Annotated in this window: 19 protein-coding genes and 1 tRNA gene; 9 read left to right on the forward strand and 11 right to left on the reverse strand. The window is 69.2% G+C overall.

Annotated features, from left to right (window positions below; translation table 11 throughout):
• Positions 1-376: 376 nt before the first annotated feature.
• The 4 genes from WCD84_RS13640 to WCD84_RS13655 all read right to left on the reverse strand — a co-directional run bounded on the left by WCD84_RS13640 (position 377) and on the right by WCD84_RS13655 (position 3428).
• Entirely contained in the window at positions 377-1846 is a 1470-nt protein-coding gene (locus WCD84_RS13640) for a M28 family peptidase (protein ID WP_343281723.1), read from the reverse strand.
• A 92-nt stretch (positions 1847-1938) separates the two neighbouring features.
• Entirely contained in the window at positions 1939-2349 is a 411-nt protein-coding gene (mscL, locus tag WCD84_RS13645; protein WP_343281724.1) for a large-conductance mechanosensitive channel protein MscL, read from the reverse strand.
• Positions 2350-2383: 34 nt separating this feature from the next.
• Positions 2384-3100, reverse strand: a complete 717-nt coding sequence (locus WCD84_RS13650) for a fumarylacetoacetate hydrolase family protein (RefSeq protein ID WP_343281725.1) — start codon at positions 3098-3100, stop codon at positions 2384-2386.
• Positions 3101-3131: 31 nt separating this feature from the next.
• A complete protein-coding gene (locus tag WCD84_RS13655; protein WP_343256121.1) occupies positions 3132-3428 on the reverse strand; it encodes a hypothetical protein in 297 nt (98 codons plus the stop codon).
• Positions 3429-3478: 50 nt separating this feature from the next.
• Between WCD84_RS13655 and WCD84_RS13660 the strand changes: the two genes are divergently transcribed.
• Entirely contained in the window at positions 3479-3859 is a 381-nt protein-coding gene (locus WCD84_RS13660) for a Rieske (2Fe-2S) protein (protein WP_343279453.1), read from the forward strand.
• A gap of 11 nt (positions 3860-3870) precedes the next feature.
• Here the strand turns inward: WCD84_RS13660 and WCD84_RS13665 are convergent, their stop codons facing one another.
• From WCD84_RS13665 to thiS, 4 genes are all read right to left on the reverse strand, one after another.
• The gene (locus WCD84_RS13665; RefSeq protein ID WP_343281726.1) at positions 3871-5712 is read right to left on the reverse strand and encodes an SLC13 family permease; all 1842 of its coding nucleotides are present in this window, start codon (positions 5710-5712) and stop codon (positions 3871-3873) included.
• 9 nt (positions 5713-5721) lie between these two features.
• Positions 5722-6507 carry a tRNA (guanosine(46)-N7)-methyltransferase TrmB gene (trmB, locus tag WCD84_RS13670; protein WP_343281727.1) on the reverse strand — a complete coding sequence of 262 codons (786 nt, stop codon included), beginning with the start codon at positions 6505-6507 and terminating at the stop codon, positions 5722-5724.
• A gap of 127 nt (positions 6508-6634) precedes the next feature.
• On the reverse strand, positions 6635-7432 hold the full coding sequence (locus tag WCD84_RS13675) for a thiazole synthase (protein WP_343281728.1): 798 nt from the start codon (positions 7430-7432) through the stop codon (positions 6635-6637).
• Between the two features lie 28 nt (positions 7433-7460).
• Positions 7461-7661, reverse strand: coding sequence for a sulfur carrier protein ThiS (gene thiS, locus WCD84_RS13680; protein WP_343279450.1), 201 nt, complete (start codon positions 7659-7661; stop codon positions 7461-7463).
• Positions 7662-7810: 149 nt separating this feature from the next.
• On the opposite strand from thiS, the gene WCD84_RS13685 reads away from it, so the two are divergent.
• From WCD84_RS13685 to WCD84_RS13715, 7 genes are all read left to right on the forward strand, one after another.
• Positions 7811-9658, forward strand: a complete 1848-nt coding sequence (locus tag WCD84_RS13685) for an autotransporter domain-containing protein (protein WP_343281729.1) — start codon at positions 7811-7813, stop codon at positions 9656-9658.
• Between the two features lie 99 nt (positions 9659-9757).
• A tRNA-Gly gene (locus tag WCD84_RS13690) sits at positions 9758-9831 on the forward strand.
• Positions 9832-9940: 109 nt separating this feature from the next.
• Complete coding sequence (locus WCD84_RS13695) at positions 9941-10318, forward strand: DUF6746 family protein (protein WP_343281730.1); 378 nt, start codon at positions 9941-9943, stop codon at positions 10316-10318.
• Between the two features lie 37 nt (positions 10319-10355).
• Positions 10356-11297 (forward strand): 30S ribosomal protein S6--L-glutamate ligase, encoded by a 942-nt coding sequence (rimK, locus tag WCD84_RS13700; RefSeq protein ID WP_343281731.1) that lies wholly within the window; start codon positions 10356-10358, stop codon positions 11295-11297.
• A 288-nt stretch (positions 11298-11585) separates the two neighbouring features.
• Positions 11586-12071, forward strand: coding sequence for a hypothetical protein (locus tag WCD84_RS13705; protein WP_343281732.1), 486 nt, complete (start codon positions 11586-11588; stop codon positions 12069-12071).
• A 9-nt stretch (positions 12072-12080) separates the two neighbouring features.
• On the forward strand, positions 12081-12764 hold the full coding sequence (locus WCD84_RS13710) for a response regulator transcription factor (RefSeq protein ID WP_343256111.1): 684 nt from the start codon (positions 12081-12083) through the stop codon (positions 12762-12764).
• Positions 12751-14094 carry a sensor histidine kinase gene (locus WCD84_RS13715; RefSeq protein WP_343281733.1) on the forward strand — a complete coding sequence of 448 codons (1344 nt, stop codon included), beginning with the start codon at positions 12751-12753 and terminating at the stop codon, positions 14092-14094. The genes WCD84_RS13710 and WCD84_RS13715 overlap by 14 nt, the downstream gene beginning before the upstream one ends.
• A 40-nt stretch (positions 14095-14134) precedes the next feature.
• Here WCD84_RS13715 and WCD84_RS13720 read toward each other — a convergent pair whose 3' ends face one another.
• From WCD84_RS13720 to metF, 3 genes are read right to left on the reverse strand one after another with little or no spacing between them, the layout of a single operon-like run.
• On the reverse strand, positions 14135-15052 hold the full coding sequence (locus WCD84_RS13720) for a branched-chain amino acid transaminase (RefSeq protein WP_343281734.1): 918 nt from the start codon (positions 15050-15052) through the stop codon (positions 14135-14137).
• A gap of 59 nt (positions 15053-15111) precedes the next feature.
• On the reverse strand, positions 15112-15741 hold the full coding sequence (locus WCD84_RS13725; RefSeq protein WP_343281735.1) for a DUF4124 domain-containing protein: 630 nt from the start codon (positions 15739-15741) through the stop codon (positions 15112-15114).
• A gap of 52 nt (positions 15742-15793) precedes the next feature.
• A complete protein-coding gene (gene metF / locus WCD84_RS13730) occupies positions 15794-16618 on the reverse strand; it encodes a methylenetetrahydrofolate reductase [NAD(P)H] (protein ID WP_343281736.1) in 825 nt (274 codons plus the stop codon).
• Positions 16619-16728: 110 nt separating this feature from the next.
• Here metF and WCD84_RS13735 point away from each other — a divergent pair, with 110 nt between their 5' ends.
• Positions 16729-17655, forward strand: coding sequence for a M14 family metallopeptidase (locus WCD84_RS13735; protein ID WP_343281737.1), 927 nt, complete (start codon positions 16729-16731; stop codon positions 17653-17655).
• Positions 17656-17878 lie beyond the last annotated feature (223 nt).

The raw sequence follows: 17878 nt of genomic DNA on the forward strand, positions 1-17878 counted from the left end.
CCCGTCCCGTGCACAGGGGGTGTGCGGAGAGCCGGCCATGGATGGCCGGCGCCCGGCCGCTGGGAGCAGGACGCGGAGACGGCCGGCGCAGCACACCCCCTGTGCGCGGGACGGGCAGCGCGGGTTACATCGGAGAAATGCACGGGACGGGCAGCGCGGGTTACATCGGAGAAATGCACGGGACGGGCAGCGCGGGTTACATCGGAGAAATGCACGGGACGGGCAGCGCGGACCACAACGGAGCAGCTCCCGCGCAACAACGTGCTCCAAACGTCACGTCAGCACCCCGGAGCCGCGAGAAGAACCAGCCACAACGCCGGGCCGGCCATGCGTCTCTCCCTCAATCGGGAGAAGAACCAAAAAAAGCCCTACGCCGTCACGGCCCCGCGACCGGCGCACTGCCGAAGTCGCCTTCCGCATCCGCGGCCAGGTATGCGAACACGGCGTAGGCGGCCGCGTTCTGGGCCAGCGCGGCCGGGTCGATCTTGTCCAGGGTGTCGTCCGGCGTGTGGTGCAGGTCGAAGTAATCGCTGCCGTCCTGGCCGAGCCAGGCCCAGGTGGCGCCGGCGCGGGAGATGCCGATCACATCGGGGCCGGGGCCGCCTTCGTCGGAGCGTTCGATGCCCAGCGGTGCGAGCGCCTCGGCAATGCGGGCCTCCGCGGCTTGTGCGTGTGCGGGCGCGCCGGTGTTGAAGGCGTAGATGCGGCCGGCGCCGAAGTCGCTCTCGGCGACCAGCTGGTGGCGCGCGACGTCGGCGCCGTGCTTCTCCGCGTAGGCGAAGCCGCCGTGCAGGCCCTGTTCCTCGTTGGCGAAGGCGACCACGCGGATGCTGCGCGCCGGGCGCCGCTCCATCGCCGCGATGTGCACCGCCGCCGCCATGGTGATGCCGATGCCGGCGGCGTCGTCGACCGCGCCGGTGCCGAGGTCCCAGGAATCGAGGTGGGCGCCGATCAGCACCACCTCGTCCGGGCGGCTGGCGCCGGTCATCTCGCCGATCACGTTCTGCGAGGTGTACTCGCCGTCCCAGCCGCAGTCCAGGGCCAGGCTGATGCGCACCGGGCCGCGCTTGAGCAGGCGCGTGAGCTGGTCGGCGTCGGGCACCGCCAGCGCCGCGGCCGGCACCGGTTCCAGGCCATCGTCAAAGCGGGTGATGCCGGTGTGCGGGTTGCGGTGCGAGTCGGTGCCGGCCGAACGCATGATGAAGCCGATGGCGCCGGCGCGGATCGCTTCCGAGGGACCGCGGCTGCGCACGCGCGAACCCGGGCCGTAGCCGCTGCCGTCGCGGGCGCGTTCCATCGCATAGTCGACAAACACGATCTTGCCCGCCAGCGATCCCGCCGGGGCGGCTTCCAGCTCCGCCAGGCCGGGAAAGCGCACGATCTCGCCTTCGACCGTGCCGCCGGGGCTACCGCCGAGCGCGCTCAGGGCCAGCGGCTGCGCATTGGCGCCCAGCACGGCGGCGTGTTCGCCGCGGCGCACCCACTTCGGGAAGCTCACCGGTTCCGTCCAGACGCGGTCGAAGCCGAGTTCGGCGAACTTCGCCTTTGCCCATTCCACCGCGCGCGCGTCGGCCTCGCTGCCGGCCAGGCGCGGGCCGATCTCGGTGGTCAGCGATTCGGTGATGTCCCAGGCGAGCGGGCTTGCCAGCGCGGTTTCGCGCAGCTGGCCGGCAATGGCCATGGAGGCATCGGAGATCCGGGTTGTGGCCGTGGTCACGGCCGCGTCCGAGGTCGCATTGGCGGACGTGCCGTTGGCGGTGACAGCGCCGGGCGTCGGGGAGGCGCCCGCGGCCGGGAAAATGGCTGCGGCAATCGCCGCGGTGAGCACTATCGGGACCAGGCGCATGACGCTCCGCTGCATGAAAGACGAAGCCGCGAGCTTAGCAAGCCGCGGCTTCGTGTCGATGTGCGTGAAGTCCTGCCCTGCGGGCGGGCGCGCTATCGCTTCAAGGAATCGCGGATCTCGCGCAGCAGCACCACTTCCTCGGCCGGGGCCTCGGGTGCGGCCGGCGCTTCGGGCTTGCGGTTCAGGCGGTTGATCGCCCTGACCACCATGAAGATCGCGAAGGCGACGATCACGAACTGGATCAGCGCGTTGATGAACTCGCCGTAGCCGATCACCACCGCCGGCACCACTTCGCCGGCGGCGTCCACGGTCTCGGCCTTCAGGGTCAGGACAAGATCGGAGAAGTCGACGCCACCGATGAGCAGGCCGATCGGCGGCATGATCACGTTGTCCACCAGCGCGGTCACGATCTTGCCGAACGCAGCGCCAATGACCACGCCGACCGCGAGGTCGACGACGCTGCCGCGCATCGCGAATTCCTTGAACTCACTCATCATGCCCATCGCGCTCTCCATGTCGTGCCGGTAGTGGCGACGGTCAGGTTACACGGGCCGCGGCGATCCGGCAGCGCAGCACGATGGCGTCGTCCAGGCGGGCCTCGCATTCGTCGCCCGGCAGCAGCGCGGCCACGCCGGCCGGGGTGCCCATGAACACCAGGTCGCCGGCGCGCAGGGCATAGAGCTTGGCCAGCTCGTGCAGGATGTCGGGCACGTCCCAGATCAGGTCCGACAGCGGTGCGGCCTGGCGCTCGACGCCGTTCACGGCCAGCGACAGGCGTCGCGGCGCCAGTTCGCCGATGTCGGCGGCCGGCACCAGTTCGCTCAGCGGTGCCGACTCGTCAAAGCCCTTGCCGGTGTCCCAGGGCAGGCCGGCCTTCTTGGCCGCGGCCTGCAGGTCGCGGCGGGTGAGGTCGAGGCCGACGCCGTAGCCGAACACCAGCGCCGTGGCGCTGGCGGGATCCAGCACGCCATCGGGCGCATCGCGACCGAGCGCCACCACCAGCTCCACCTCGTGGTGCAGGTCGGCGGTGGCGGGCGGGTAGTGGATCACGCCGCCGGTCGTGATGGCGTCCGCCGGCTTGGAGAAGAACACCGGGCTGCCGCGCTCGGCCTTCGAGGCCGGCGCCTGCGCGCCCATCTCGCGGGCGTGGTCGGCGAAGTTGCGGCCCACGCAGTACACGCGGCGCACGGGGAAGCGGCCGCCGCCGCGCACGGGCACGCGGACCTGCGCCGGCGCGGGAATCACGTCGGTCATGAATGGCTCCAGGAAGGGCGCGCGCGGGCGCTCAGTAGGGCAGGGTGTGCGCCGGCTTGTCGACGACGCGGTACTCGGCGTCGACCACGGTACCCACGCGTGCCTGCGGCTTGCCGCGACGGCTGAAGATGCGCCGGACCAGGCCCACCGCGAGCATCGCCGTGCCGACCACCACGCCAAGCACCAGCAGCATGGCGAGCAGCGCCAGGCCAAGCAGGGCCACCGCCATGCGCAACAGCGGGTGCCGCGGCTTGCGCGGCGCGAACATGGCGCCGAGCTGGCTCGCATCGAAGCGGGCGTGGAAGGTGCGGAAACTGCTGTTGATCATGCGGTAATGCCAGAATGTGGGGAATCGATGATGACGTGAGTATCAGGCCCATGGCTCCGGAAAATGTAAGTGAAGTGTTAACCACCGGTGAAAACGCGCCGCTGTTGACGCTCGACGCGCTGGCGGCCGGTGGCTTCGCGGAAGCCGAGGCGGTGGTCGATGGCGCTGCGGAATCGGTGATCCTGCATCGCGATGCCGCTGGCGGCGTGCGTGCCTGGCTGAACATCTGTCCGCATGCCGGGCGACGCCTGGACTGGGCGCCGGGACGCTTCCTGGAATCGAAGGAAGGGCTGCTGGTGTGCGCCGTGCACGGTGCCAGCTTCGAGACCGTTGGCGGCGTCTGCGAAGCCGGCCCCTGCCGCGGCGACGCCCTGCGCGCGGTGCCGGTGGAAGTGCGTGACGGCGCCGTCTGGCTGGCCGATGCTCCCTGACACCGGGCCGCTCAGAAGATCAGGTTCACCAGAGTGACCACCACCGCCAGGTAGCCGGCCGAAAGCGGTGCGCCCACCCGCCAGAGGTCGCGCGCGGAGTAGTCGCCGGGGCCGGTCACCATCGACACCACCGGGTTGGATGCGGTCACCAGGTTGTTCGAAGCCGACAGCGCCACGATCAGCGCGAACGCGGTCGGGTCGCCTCCTGCCGCCAGCGCCAGGTTGATCGCCAGCGGCACCATCACGATCGTCGCGCCGACGTGGCTGATGACCAGTGAAAACACCGAGGTGAGCGCGGCCACGGTGAACTGGATCACCCATACCGGCAGCCCGCTGGGCAGTTCTTCAATCGTGTGGCCTGCGATCCAGGCCGCCGCGCCGCTGGTGTCCATGGCCCAGCCCAGCGGGATCAGGCAGGCCATCAGGAACACCGTCTTCCAGCTGATCGCCGAATAGGCCTCGTCCATCTTCAGCACGCCGCAGACCAGCATGCCGGCGACGCCGGTCATCAGCGCGATCGAGGTCGGCAGGTCCGAGCCCAGGGCCACCAGGATCGTGACCGCGAAGATCGCCATCGCGATCTTGAACTTGTGCGGCCGCTGCTCGCCCTTGGGATAGTCGGTGACCACCACGAAATCGCGGTTGGCGGCGGTCTTGGCCAGGTCCTGCCAGATGCTGTGCAGCACCAGCATGTCGCCGGCGCGCAGCGGCAGGTTGCGGATGCCCTCGCGCAGCACCTCCTTGTCGCGGTTCACCGCCAGCAGGCTGATGCCGTAGTTCTTGCGCATCGCCAGCTCGGCCTGGGTCTTGCCGATGAATTTCGAGGTCGGTGGCACCACGGCTTCGGAAATTCCGGCGCGGCTGGGATTGAACAGGTCGCCGAACTCGCGCAGCCGGCTCGACATGCGCAGCATGTTGTTCTGTGCGAAATCCGCGATCTGCTGCCGCGGGCCCATCGCGCCGATCACGCTGCCGACCCAGATGCGGGCATCCGCGGGCGGCGCCAGGCGCGAGTCGTTGCCGGTCTTCAGCGCCAGCAGCAGCGGCGCGCCATGCAGGCTTTCCGCCTCGCCCAGCGCCATGCCGACCAGCGGGCTGTCGGCGCTGACGGTGAGTTCGAACACATCGCCATCGATGCCGTAGGCGCGGGCGAAATAGCTCTGCGTGCGCGCCGGGGTCACGCTGCCGTCGCTCTCGCCAGCGCCGCCCAGCAGCCTGTCGCCGAAGAAGTGGAAGTAGGCCAGGACGATCACAAGCAGGGTCAGCCCGATCGGCAAGGGCGCGAACATCGGCAGCGGCTCGAGCGTGGCCACGCCCGACGGCAGGTTGGCGTTGGCCGCGACCAGCAGGTCGTTGAGCAGGATCAGCGGCGAGTTGCCGACCATGGTCAGCGAGCCGCCCATGATGATCGCGGCGCAGATCGGCAGCAGGAAGCGCGACAGGCGCAGGCCGGTGCGCGAGGCCAGGCGCGAGGCGACCGGAAGGTACAGCGCCATCACCGACGGGTTCTGCATGAACGACGAGTTGAGGCCGGCGATCGCGGAGGTGTAGAGCAGCAGCCGCTTCTCCGCGCCCTTCGACCGCCGCAGCAGCCAGGCGGCCAGGCGGTTGAGCGCGCCGGTGCGGTCCAGGCCCATGCCCAGGATCATGGTCGCGATGATGCTGATCACCGCGTTCGACGAAAAGCCGTTGAAGATGTCCTCGGGCGCGACCAGGCCGGTCAGGCCCAGCACCACCAGCACGACCAGCGCAACGAGGTCGGCGCGCACGCGTTCGAACAGGAACAGCCCCATCACCATCGCCACCAGCCCGAGGACGAGCTTCATGTCGGTGGTGAGGGCCAGCGTCTCCATGTCCTGCGTCTAGTCCCCGGTCCTGCCGTGCGGCCTGCTTTCGTGGAACGCCCCGTCGTGGGGCACCCTGTCATAGAGCAGGTCCCACACGCCGTGGCCGAGGCGCTGGCCACGGCTTTCGAAGTGCGTCTGCGGGCGCCACAGCGGCCGCGCCACATGGCCGCGGACGCCGGCGCGGTTGCGCAGGCCCTCCGTGGCATCGAGCACGTCCCACATCTGTTCGGCATAGTCGTGCCAATCGGTGGCGAGGTGCAAGCGGCCATCGGGCGCGAGCTTGCGCACAAGCAATGCGGCGAACCCGGGATTCACCAGCCGGCGCTTGTTGTGGCGCTTCTTGTGCCAGGGATCGGGGAAGTAGATGCGGACTTCGTCGAGGCCTGCATCGGCGACCTCGTTCTCCAGCACTTCCACCGCGTCGTGGTGGTAGATGCGGACGTTGTCGCTGCCGTCTTCGGCGAGTGCGTTGAGCAGGCGACCGACCCCGGGCGCATGGACCTCGATGCCGATGTGGTCGCGGGCCGGGTCGTGCGCGGCCGAATGGCGCAGCGCCTCGCCGTTGCCGAAGCCGATTTCGAGGATCCGCGGCGCGCTGCGGCCGAAGGCGGCGTCGTAGTCGCGCGGCGTGCCGGCGTAGTCCAGCCCGAAGCGCGGCCACTGGGCATCGAAGGCGCGCTGCTGCGCCGGCGTGAACCGCCCCTGGCGCAGCACGAAGCTGCGCACGCGGCGATTGCCATCTTCGAGCGTGAAGGGTTTTGGGGGTGCCTTGGAGCCGGGGCTGGAGAATGGATCCGTCATGCGGCCCCGCCGCATGCAACGGCGGCCCTGTGGGAACGGCTATGGCCGCGCTCGACATCCTGGCCCTGGTGCCGGCGAAAGCCTGTCGCGGCTGTAGCCGCTCCCACGGGTGGAGCAGTCCTCTGCATCAGCCGACGAGGCCGTCGAGCGGGGACGAGGCGCTGGCGTAGCGCTTGCGCGGGATGCGGCCGGCGCGGAAGGCTGCGCGACCGGCCTCGACGGCAAGCTTCATCGCGTGCGCCATCAAGACCGGTTCGCGGGCGCCGGCAATGGCGGTGTTCATCAGCACGCCGTCGCAGCCGAGCTCCATGGCGATGGCGGCATCCGACGCGGTGCCGACACCGGCGTCGACGATGATCGGCACCTTGGCGTTGTCGACGATCTCGAGCAGGCTCCATTTGTTCTGGATGCCCAGGCCGGAGCCGATCGGCGCCGCCAGCGGCATCACCGCCACGCAGCCGATCTCCTCCAGCTGCTTGGCCAGGATCGGGTCGTCGGAGGTGTAGACCATGACGTCGAAGCCATCCGCGACCAGCAGCTCGGCGGCCTTCAGCGTCTGCACCACGTCGGGGTACAGGGTCTTGCGGTCGCCCAACACTTCCAGCTTGACCAGCGAGCGGCCGTCCAGCAGCTCGCGGGCCAGGCGCAGGGTGCGCACCGCTTCCTCCGCGGTGTAGCAGCCGGCGGTGTTGGGCAGGATGGTGTAGCGGTCCGGCGGCAGCACGTCGAGCAGGTTCGGCTCGTTCGGATCCTGTCCGATATTCGTGCGGCGGATGGCCACGGTGACGATCTCGGCGCCCGCGGCCTCGGTGGCCAGGCGGGTCTCGTCGAGGTCCTTGAACTTGCCGGTGCCGGTGAGCAGGCGGGAGCGGAAGGGCGTGCCGGCGATGACGAGGGCGTCGCCGTGATTGTCTGGGCTGGTCATTGCGCCATTATTGCGCAACCTTCGCCCTTCAGCCGCCCCCCAGCGCGTGCACGACCTCGATCCGGTCGCCGTCCTTCAGCGCGTGTTCGGCGTGCAGGCTGCGCGGGATGATGGTGCCGTTCACTTCCACCGCCACCTTGCGCCCGGCCAGCTCGCTGGATTCAAGCAGGGCGAGGACGGTGCAGGGGCCGGGCAGGGCCTGCGGCTCGCCGTTGAGGATGATGTCCATGGCGCCATTGTGGCCCGCCGGCAATCCGATTGCATGCCGGGTCCCGTCGATGCCGCAGTGCACTATTGAGCGGCGCGCCGCCGCCGTGGAAAGATGCCGGTTTCATGTCAGGCGCAGGCGTCCTGATACCGCCCGCCAAGGAATCCAAGATGCCGAAGAAGCCCCGCACCCTCCGTCGCACCCTGCTGACTGCCGCGCTCGCGCTGGCCGCGCTGCCCGTGGTCGCCGCCGCCAACGAGCAGCCGTTCTCGCAGACGGTGTTCTTCGGCGACAGCCTGACCGATGCCGGTTACTTCCGGCCGCTGCTGCCGCCGGGCGTGCAGGCGGTCACCGGCCAGTTCACCACCAATCCGGGACTGGTCTGGTCGCAGTGGCTCGCGCAGCACTACGGCACCGACGCCTCGCCCAACGGCAACGGCCAGTCCGGCGACAACTACGCTGCCGGTGGCTCCCGCAACGGCGTCGACGTCAACGGTGCGCTCGGCTTCACTCCGTCGCTGGCGACCCAGGCCACGGCCTACCTCGCCGCCAACGGCGGCCGCGCCGATCCAGATGCCCTGTACACGGTCTGGGGCGGCGCAAACGACCTGTTCGCAGTCGCCGCCGACCCGGCCAATGCCCAGGCGATCATCGGTGGCGCGGTGGCCGCGCAGGTCGGGATCATCGGCAGCCTGCAGGCGGCCGGCGCGCGCTACGTGCTGGTGCCCAACATTCCCGACCTCGGCCTGACCCCGGCGCAGATCGCCCAGGGCCCGGGCGCGCAGGCGCAGGCCACCGCGCTTTCGACCATGTACAACGAGGCCCTGTTCGGCGCGCTGGCGGCCAACGGCCTGAGCGTGATCCCGGTCGATGCCTTCAGCTTCCTGCGCGAGGTTGCGGCCAATCCGGCGATGTTCGGGATCAGCAACGTCACCGGAACCGCCTGCATGCCGCAGATCACCGCGCAGTCGCTGACCTGCAACCCGACCAGCCTGGTCAGCCCGGATGCGCCGCAGACCTATCTGTTCGCGGACGGCGTGCACCCCGCCAGCGGCGCGCACCGCGCGCTCGCCGACCTGGCCATGGCCGCGATCGAAGGCCCGCGGCAGATGGCGGTGCTGCCGCACTCGGCCGCAGGCACCGGCCGCAACCGCGCCGCGCGCGTGGATGCGCAGATCGCAGGCCGCGGCGATGCCTCGGGTTCGCGCTGGTGGGCCGACCTGCGCGGGGACTTCCAGCGCTACGCCCACGGTGACCACTACGACGGCGCCGGCCCGGCGCTGACGGTCGGCATGGACTGGGGCAGCGACAGCCTGGTCTATGGCGGCTTCATCGGTTACGGCGCGCAGGCCAACGACTGGGGCAGGCGCCGCGGCGAATGGGACCAGTCCGAGATTTCGGTCGGTGGCTACCTGGGCTGGAAGAGCGACGCCGGCGGCTGGCTCAACGGCCAGCTCAGCTACACCAGCCTGGACTTCGACATCGAACGCCAGGTGGCCATGGGCCCGGCGCTGCGTATGCATTCCGGTTCCACCGACGGCAGCAACCTCGGCCTGGCCGTGCAGGGCGGCTGGGAGTTCGGCGACGGCGCGCTGCGCCACGGTCCGGTGCTGGGCGTGGTCATGCAGCAGATCGAGATCGACGGCTTCAACGAGAGCGACCCGGGCCTGTCGACCTCGCTGGGCTACCTCGACCAGGAGTTCGATTCCACGGTCGGCAGCGCCGGCTGGCAGCTTGCCTACGAGATCCACGACCACCTGCAGCCCTACGCGCGGCTGACCGTCGACCGCGAATTCGAGGACGAGGCCGGGCAGGCCTTCGCACGCTCGCAGTCGATCGCCGGCTCGCTGCCCTATGCCGTGCCCGGCGTCGAGTACGACCAGTCCTGGGTGACCCTGACCTTCGGCGCGCGCACGCAGCTGTTCGGCCTGGACGCCAACATCGGCGCCAGCGTCAACAGCGGCGAGAAGCGCGGCAAGCACGCGATGGTCTTCGCCAGCGTCGGCGCCGGCTTCTGAGTCCCGGCCCGCCGCGCGGCCACTCCGCGCAGCGGGCCGATCGGGTGTGCACGCGCGCGTTGCCAAGGGCCGCGACCGGGCCCTAGACTTGTGCCAGATGCGGGTGTAGCTCAATGGCAGAGCAGAAGCTTCCCAAGCTTACGACGAGGGTTCGATTCCCTTCACCCGCTCCACTTCCCTTCCCGGCCCATGGAACCGCAGGCGACCGCGCGGTTGCCGACGTGCATGCATCTGGTAATGGGATTCATTATCATCTGCTGTCCCCACGTCCCCGGAGTCACCATGAAGAACCTGTCCCTGCTGTTTGCCGCCCCCCTGCTTGCGCTGGGCCTTTGCGGCACCGCGCAGGCGGACGAGCGCCCCGAGCATTTCGAAGGCGAGGCCTCGGCCACGCTTGACCAGGCGCTGGCCAACTTCACGAACTACAACGCACAGCTGGCGGCGGTCCTCGCTGAGGACGATCTGCGGCCGGAGCACACGGCGAAGATCCACGAGCTGACCTACACCCTCGAGAACGCGCTGGAGAAGATCTCGTCCGAGCTCGATGACCTGGCCGAAACGCTGGAAGCCGTGCACGTGTCGTCCGAGCGCTACGAGGTCGACACGGTCAGGGCCCAGGGGCAGAAGTACCTCGACACCGCGGCCAAGATCGCCCGCTAAAGCCGTCCTCCACGGCTCACGTCCAGGCGCCGCGCCCATGAAGCTCGCCATCCTGTCGCGCAACGGCAAACTGTATTCGACCCGGCGCCTGGTCGAGGCCGCGCGCCAGCGCGGGCACAGCGCCCGGGTGCTGGATCCGCTGCGCTGTTACATGCGCATCGGCAAGGAGGGTTTTGCGCTGCGCTACAAGGCGCAGTCGCTGGCCGGCTACAGCGCCGTGATCCCGCGCATCGGTGCTTCGATCAACCGTTACGGCAACGCCGTGCTGCACCAGTTCGAACTGATGGGCTGCCATACGCCCAATCCGTCGGCGGCGATCATGGCCGCGCGCGACAAGCTGCGCTGCCACCAGCTGCTGGCAGCGCAGGGCATCGACATGCCGGTCACCGTGTTCGGCGACAACCCCGACGACACCGACGACCTGCTGGCGATGCTCGGCGAGCCGCCGCACGTGATCAAGCTCACCGAAGGCACCCAGGGGCGCGGGGTGATGCTGACCGAGAAAGCTTCGGCCTCGCGCGGGGTGGTCGATGCCCTGCGCGGCCTGTACGCGACCTTCCTGCTGCAGGAGTTCATCGCCGAGGCTGGTGGCGCGGATATCCGTTGCCTGGTGGTGGGCGACGAAGTGGTGGCGGCGATGCGGCGGCATGCGCCCGAGGGAGATTTCCGCGCCAACCTGCATCGCGGTGGCAGGGCCGAGGGGGTTGCGGTGGATGCGGACGTGGCAGCGGTGGCCGTGCGCGCGGCGAAGGTGCTGGGCCTGGGCGTGGCGGGGGTCGACCTGGTGTCATCCGCGCGGGGGGCGCTGGTGCTGGAAGTCAATGCCTCGCCTGGCCTGGAAGGCATCGAGTGTTCCACCGGTGTCGATGTTGCCGGAAAAATCATCGAATTCGTCGCGGCGGCGGCCACCGGGGCGGGAATGGCCTCGCGCACGCGCGCAAGACGAACTGCCCCGAAACGAAATTTGACGGGAATTTAACGACCCCTTAATCAATCCGCGAGTAGCGTGGTTCACGAGGAACGTGTTCGCGTGCTTCGGAACTCTCCAGTCGTCAGCTGTGGATTGTGGTCAATCGGGTCAATACCTATTTGGGCCCGGGCGAAATTTTCGCCCGGGCCATTTTGTGGCTGCCGCTTTGACTGGTTGCAATTGTGCAAGGCTGGGCAGGCAGGCAGAATCAAGCGCCATCCAGTCGCCTGCCACGGCGCTGTCCACGCCACTTCCCACAAGTCACCGCGAGGTCATGAAAAAATGTACAGGCATTTGATGTTGGTTCTTTTCGCGTTGCTCATGTCGGCCCCGGCCGTTGCCAATACCGGTGCGGCAGGCGAAACCTTCCAGCCCGGCAAGGGGCTGGACATGAGCGGTTCGTTCATTGCCCAGCGCGACGCCATCTTCAAGGCCCTGGACGACGGCGAGACCTACAGTGAGATCGCCGCGGATGACGCTCAGGTGGTCAGGTCGTCGCTGGCACGTATCACCAGCCTGCTGGGCAGCCGTACCGCGAGCGTGGACGAGCTTCCGCATGACACCAGGATCGAGGTGTTCAACGAGCAGGAGCGGATCAACACCCTGCTGGTGCGCGCCCATGCGGACAGCCGCATGGTCTGCAGGCGTGAGAAGGCGACCGGTTCGAACATGTCCACCAACGTCTGCATGACCGTGGGCGACCGTCGTCGCGCCAGGGACTCAGCCAAGGACTTCCTGAGGTACAACCCAAGGGCCATGGGCGACAATCCCAACGGCATGTAAGGGGCTCCAGTGCGCATTCTCGTCATCGAAGACAACCAGGACATCGCCGCCAACATCGGCGACTATCTGGAAGACCGGGGTCATACGGTCGATTTTGCCGCGGACGGAGTCACCGGCCTGCACCTTGCCGTGGTCCATGATTTCGACGCGGTGGTGCTCGACCTCAACCTGCCCGGGATGGATGGCCTGGAAGTCTGCCGCAAGCTGCGCAACGAGGCCCGCAAGCAGACGCCGGTGCTGATGCTGACGGCCCGCGACAGCCTCGACAGCAAGCTTGCCGGCTTCGACTCCGGCGCCGACGACTACCTGATCAAGCCGTTCGCGCTGCAGGAAGTGGAGGTCCGGCTCAACGCCCTGGCGCGTCGTGGCAAGGGCGTGCAGACGCGCGTGCTCGAGGTCGGGGACCTCGAGTACAACCTCGACACCCTCGAGGTGCGCCGCGGCGGCAAGCTGGTGCAGCTCAATCCCACCGCGCTCAAGATCCTGCAGTCGCTGATGGAGGCCTCGCCGGCGGTGGTCACCCGCCAGGAGCTGGAAACCCGGGTCTGGGGCGAGGAACTGCCGGATTCCGACAGCCTGCGCGTCCACATCCACGGCCTGCGCGCGGTGATCGACAAGCCGTTCCCCACGCAGCTGGTGCAGACCCGCCACGGCATCGGCTACCGGATCGCCGTGCCCGATGTCCCAAGCTGAGGGCGACGCGCCTGCGCCGAAAGGATTCGGCCGCAGGCGATACCGCCGGCGGCTGCGCAGCCGGATCATCCTTTCGTTCGTCCTGCTCGGGCTTGGCCTGACCGCGATGTTCGCGATCGCGGCCGTATTCGTCGGCGCGGTGGTGGAGGACCAGACGGTCGGCAGCGTGCTCAAGCACAACGTCGACGAGTACGCCGAGCGCTTCTACCAGGATCGCAGCGCCGAGTGGGCGCCGCTGAGCAGCGTGCGCGCGATCGTCTATGGCCCCGGGCGGCTGCACAACGTGCCGCCGGATTGGGCCGAGCTCGAGACCGGCGTCTACAACATCACCGGCGAGGAGAACGGCGAACCGTTCGTCTACCGGCTGGTGGTGAAGAAGGACGCGGAGTACTGGTTCTTCCTTGCCCAGGACATGACCAATACCGCCGAGGTGCGCGCCAGGATCAAGCTGATCCTGATCGCCGCGGTGGTCCTGTTCACCGTGCTGGCCGGCGTGATCGGCTGGTGGTCGGCATCGCGGGTGATGCGGCCGGTGTCGGAGCTGGCGAACCTCCTCGGTGCGTCGGGCGACAGCGCACGCCCCGGCGCATTGGCGCCGCACTTCCCCGACGACGAGGTCGGCGAGCTGGCGACCGCGCTCGACGACTACGCCGCACGCCTCACCGAGGTGGTGCAGCGCGACCGGGAGTTCAACGCCGACGTCAGCCACGAGCTGCGCACGCCGCTGGCGGTGGTCAAGGGCGCGGTGGAGCTGCTGCTGTCGCGCCCCGGCCTCGACGACAAGACGCTGGCACGCCTGCAGCGCATCCAGCGTGCCGAACAGCAGTGCACCGACCTGATCAGCGCGCTGCTGCTGCTCTCGCGCGCCGAGCGCGGACACGGCAGCACCGATGTCTGCCGCGTCGCCGAGCAGCTGCTGGAGGCGCATCGTTCGCAGCTCGGCGGCAAGCCGCTGGAGCTTCGCCTGGAAGGCGAGGCCGGGCGCCTGATGGTGGACGCGCCGGAGGCTGCGGTGTCGGTTGCGCTGGGCAACCTGATCGGCAATGCCGTGAAGTACACCATGGCCGGCACGATCGTGGTCCGCCTGCACGACAACGCCGTCGACGTGATCGATTCCGGCCCGGGCCTCAGCGCGGAGGACGCCGCGCACCTGTTCGAACGCGGCTACCGCGGCAGCCACGCGGAGCACACCCACGGCGGCGGCATCGGCCTGTCCATCGTGCGCCGCCTGTGCCGGCTCTACGACTGGCAGGTGCGCGTGGTGCCGGGCGCCGAGCGCGGCGTGGTCGCCACGCTGTACTTCGATGCCGGCGACACGGCGACCGGCTGATGGCCGCCGGGCAGCCGCCCGCGCCCGGCGCCATCGACGCCTATGAGGCCAGCGGTTCCAGCCAGCCGCGGGTATCCGGCGTGCGGCCTTCGAACAGGCCGAAGAACAGCTCCTGCAGGCGCAGGGTCACCGGGCCGGCGCGTCCGGCGCCGACCTGGCGGCCATCGACCGAACGGATCGGCGTGATCTCGGCGGCAGTGCCGCACATGAACAGCTCGTCGCACAGGTAGAGGTATTCGCGCGGCAGGTCGCGCTCGACCACGGCGATGCCGGCGTCCTTCGCCAGCTGGATGATCGAATCGCGGGTGATGCCGTTGAGCAGCGCGGCGCTCACCGGCGGTGTGTGCAGGACGCCATCGAAGACCAGGAACAGGTTCTCGCCCGCGCCTTCGCTGAGCAGGCCGGTCGACGCCAGGGCGATGCCCTCGCCGAAGCCCAGGCGCCGTGCCTCGCGCGCCACCAGCTGGCCCGACAGATAGTTGCCGCCGGCCTTGGCGCCGGCGGGAATGGTATTGGGGGCGAAGCGCTGCCAGCTGGAGACGCAGGCGTCGATGCCCTCCGTGAGCGCGCCCTCGCCGAGGTAGGGCCCCATGTGCCAGCTCGCCACCGCGACGTCGATCGGCGTCTCCGCGCTGAGCCCGAAGCCGCCCAGGCCGCGCCACGCAACCGGCCGGAGGTAGGCCTGCTCCAGTGCGTTGCGGTGGATGACTTCGTGGCAGGCGGCGGTGAGTTCTTCCAGCGTGTACGGGATCACCATGTCGTAGATGCGCGCCGAGGCGAACAGGCGGCGGATATGATCCTGCAGGCGGAAGATCGCGCCGCCGCCGGGAGTCCTGTAGGCGCGGATGCCCTCGAACACCGACGAGCCGTAGTGCAGCCCGTGCGACATCACGTGGGTGTTCGCTTCCGCCCAGGGCTTGATGCCGCCGTTGTGCCAGATCCATTCCGGGTACTGCATCGCATTGCTCCGCCTTGTGGAACCGTCATTGTGGCGCAGGCCGTCGTGCCGCTGCGCGCTCAGAGCGCGATCCACCAGCAGTCCATGTGCCTGCGCAGCCGGAAGGTGGTGCTGGACGGGGTGATGCCGTCGGCCAGCACCTGGTCGATGCGCAGCGCGACCGGGCGCTGCGGAGGCTCGGGCGTCGCCGGCGGTGGCGGTGGAGCGGTCAGGGTCGCGGGTATGCCCCACGAGGACTGTCCGCTGGCTGCGACCACCGTCCGGGCCGGGCGAAGGGCGGTGATATTGACCAGCGGGCGGCTGGCGATCGCGTCAAGCCGCTCGATCAGCGCATAGCCGCTGCGCGTGGAGATGCCGGGCCAGTGGTAGCTGCGGGCCAGCCGGTTGGTGTCGCGGGCGTCGATGGCCGCGGTGACTTCGAACACGAGGTCGCGCAGGCGGCGCGCGCAGCCACCGCGATAGCGTGGCGCGGCGTTGGCGCCGCTGCCAGCCCCGCCCTCCGCCGCTGGCCGGTTCTCGATCGCGCCCAGCGAATCACAGCTGCGATCGGTGTAGACGGTCCCGCCGTCGGGCGTGGTGCATTGCCGGATCTGGGCGTGGACGGGCGCGGGCAAGGCCGCGGCCACGGCGAGCATCGCCATGGCCGATAGCAGTGCAGCGGCCCGGGCGGGATGTCGCAGGTACGGCATCGGCAAAGGGTACAGCGGCACGCTGCCGCGCAGAAGCGCGGCCGCGGGGGTCTCAGGACAGCCTGTCGAGCACGGCCGCGGTCGGGCGCGCGAGGTTGAGCGTGTAGAAGTGCAGTCCCGGCGCGCCGCCCTCGATCAGGCGCCGGCACAGATCGGCGACGAAGTCCGCACCCAGCTCGCGGATGCTCTCGACATCGTCGCCATGGGACGCCATGCGCTTGGCCAGCCAGCGCGGGATTTCGGCGCCGCAGGCTTCGGAGAAGCGCCGGAGCTGGCTGAAGTTCACGATCGGCATCACCCCGGGCACGATCGGAACGTCCACGCCGGCCGACCGGGCTTCGTCCGCGAAGCGGAAATAGGCGTCGGCGTTGTAGAAATACTGGGTGATCGCACCGTCGGCACCGGCGTCGATCTTGGCCTTGAAGTGGCGCAGGTCGGCGTGTGCGTCCTCGGCCTGGGGATGGATTTCCGGATAGCAGGCGACCTCGATGTGGAAATGGTCGCCGTGCCCGGCGCGGATGAACGCGACAAGGTCCGCGGCGTAGCGGAACTCGCCGGGATGGCCCATGCCCGATGGCAGGTCGCCGCGCAGGGCGACGATGCGGTGGCAGCCGGTTTCGCGGTAGCGCGCCAGCAGGGCGGCGATTTCATCGCGGGTGCCGCCCACGCACGAGAGGTGTGGTGCGGCGTCCAGGCCATGGTCATCGATCAGCCCGCGCACGGTGTCGCCGGTATAGCTGAGCGTCGAGCCGCCGGCACCAAAGGTGCAGGAGACGTAGTCGGGCGCCCAGGCCTTGAGTCTGGCCGCGGTGCGGTCGAGCTGGGCGCGCTGTCCGTCGTCCTTGGGCGGGTAGAACTCGAAGCTAATCGGAGTCATCGGGGGTGTCCGTCTGGTATTGGCGAATCATATCGCTTTATCGCGATGGATGTTAAGAGTTGCGGGCGGCTGATACAGTCGCCGGCCTATTCGAGTTCAGGGCAATCGAGATGGCGGACACGCAGCACTTCTATTCCATCGGTATCCCCGGCCAGCCCTGGGGCGAGGCCGAGCGCGTGGCGTGGCGTGCGGTGCAGCGTCGCCAGCGCAGCTACCGCGACGAGGTGCTGACGGTGATCGAGGGCCTGGCCAGGGACTGGGAGGTGATCGAATACGGAGAGCTTGCGTACGACACCGACCGTTACCCGCTGCTGGCGCTCCGGAGCCGCGGCTGGGACGAGGCGCTGCCGGTGATGCTGGTCACCGGCGGCGTGCACGGTTATGAGACCAGCGGGGTGCATGGCGCCCTGCAGTTTGCGTCGGAGCATGCGCGGGAACATGCCGGTCGCGCCAACCTGGTGGTCGCCCCTTGCGTGAGTCCGTGGGGCTACGAGCATTTCCAGCGCTGGAATCCGGAGGCGGTCGATCCCAATCGCTCGTTCGCGCCCGACAGCCCGGCGCCCGAATCCGCCGCGCTCATGCAGTTGGCGGCATCGTTGCGGGGACGCGTGCTGATGCACATCGACCTGCACGAAACCACGGACACCGACGAGTCGGAGTTCCGCCCGGCGCTGGCCTCACGCGACGGCAAGCCCTTCGAGCCGGGCTCGATCCCGGACGGCTTCTATCTGGTGGGCGACAGCGACAATCCGCAGCCGGACTTCCAGCAGGCGGTGATCGCAGCAGTGGAGCAGGTGACCCACATCGCACCGGCCGACGCCAAGGGTGAAATGATCGGTTCGGCGGTCGTCGCCCACGGCGTGATCAACTACCCGGTCAAGGCGCTGGGCCTGTGCGCCAGCCTGACCGATGCGCGCTACGTCACCACCACCGAGGTCTATCCGGACAGCCCGTCGGCCACGGCCGCGCAGTGCAACGCGGCCCAGGTGGCGGCGGTGCGGGCGGCGATCGACTACGCGCTGATGCATTCCGGCTGAGTACTGATCGGCCGCGGTGTGGCCGCTGGGCGCTGATCGCTGATCGCCGGACGCGGGCAAACAGGTTCTTCTCCCGATTGGGGGGCTTTCGATTGGTTGCTCCGGGAGGGTGTGCGCTGCCCGCCGTGGAGGCAGGGGGGATGCCCAGCCGGAATATGCGCATCCTGCTCCCAGTTCCGGCCGCCGGCCATCCATGGCCGGCTCTGGGCATCCCCCCTGCCTC

It is taken from the genome of Luteimonas changyuni (genome assembly GCF_039548395.1).
Lineage (GTDB): Bacteria > Pseudomonadota > Gammaproteobacteria > Xanthomonadales > Xanthomonadaceae > Luteimonas.

What these genes read in the sequence shown, in the direction of transcription:
- WCD84_RS13640 (WP_343281723.1), bottom strand. Translation starts at nt 1,846, where the DNA reads ATGCGCCTGGTCCCGATAGTGCTCACCGCGGCGATTGCCGCAGCCATT.
- mscL (WP_343281724.1), bottom strand. Translation starts at nt 2,349, where the DNA reads ATGGGCATGATGAGTGAGTTCAAGGAATTCGCGATGCGCGGCAGCGTC.
- WCD84_RS13650 (WP_343281725.1), bottom strand. Translation starts at nt 3,100, where the DNA reads ATGACCGACGTGATTCCCGCGCCGGCGCAGGTCCGCGTGCCCGTGCGC.
- WCD84_RS13655 (WP_343256121.1), bottom strand. Translation starts at nt 3,428, where the DNA reads ATGATCAACAGCAGTTTCCGCACCTTCCACGCCCGCTTCGATGCGAGC.
- WCD84_RS13660 (WP_343279453.1), top strand. Translation starts at nt 3,479, where the DNA reads ATGGCTCCGGAAAATGTAAGTGAAGTGTTAACCACCGGTGAAAACGCG.
- WCD84_RS13665 (WP_343281726.1), bottom strand. Translation starts at nt 5,712, where the DNA reads ATGGAGACGCTGGCCCTCACCACCGACATGAAGCTCGTCCTCGGGCTG.
- trmB (WP_343281727.1), bottom strand. Translation starts at nt 6,507, where the DNA reads ATGACGGATCCATTCTCCAGCCCCGGCTCCAAGGCACCCCCAAAACCC.
- WCD84_RS13675 (WP_343281728.1), bottom strand. Translation starts at nt 7,432, where the DNA reads ATGACCAGCCCAGACAATCACGGCGACGCCCTCGTCATCGCCGGCACG.
- thiS (WP_343279450.1), bottom strand. Translation starts at nt 7,661, where the DNA reads ATGGACATCATCCTCAACGGCGAGCCGCAGGCCCTGCCCGGCCCCTGC.
- WCD84_RS13685 (WP_343281729.1), top strand. Translation starts at nt 7,811, where the DNA reads ATGCCGAAGAAGCCCCGCACCCTCCGTCGCACCCTGCTGACTGCCGCG.
- WCD84_RS13695 (WP_343281730.1), top strand. Translation starts at nt 9,941, where the DNA reads ATGAAGAACCTGTCCCTGCTGTTTGCCGCCCCCCTGCTTGCGCTGGGC.
- rimK (WP_343281731.1), top strand. Translation starts at nt 10,356, where the DNA reads ATGAAGCTCGCCATCCTGTCGCGCAACGGCAAACTGTATTCGACCCGG.
- WCD84_RS13705 (WP_343281732.1), top strand. Translation starts at nt 11,586, where the DNA reads ATGTTGGTTCTTTTCGCGTTGCTCATGTCGGCCCCGGCCGTTGCCAAT.
- WCD84_RS13715 (WP_343281733.1), top strand. Translation starts at nt 12,751, where the DNA reads ATGTCCCAAGCTGAGGGCGACGCGCCTGCGCCGAAAGGATTCGGCCGC.
- WCD84_RS13720 (WP_343281734.1), bottom strand. Translation starts at nt 15,052, where the DNA reads ATGCAGTACCCGGAATGGATCTGGCACAACGGCGGCATCAAGCCCTGG.
- WCD84_RS13725 (WP_343281735.1), bottom strand. Translation starts at nt 15,741, where the DNA reads ATGCCGTACCTGCGACATCCCGCCCGGGCCGCTGCACTGCTATCGGCC.
- metF (WP_343281736.1), bottom strand. Translation starts at nt 16,618, where the DNA reads ATGACTCCGATTAGCTTCGAGTTCTACCCGCCCAAGGACGACGGACAG.
- WCD84_RS13735 (WP_343281737.1), top strand. Translation starts at nt 16,729, where the DNA reads ATGGCGGACACGCAGCACTTCTATTCCATCGGTATCCCCGGCCAGCCC.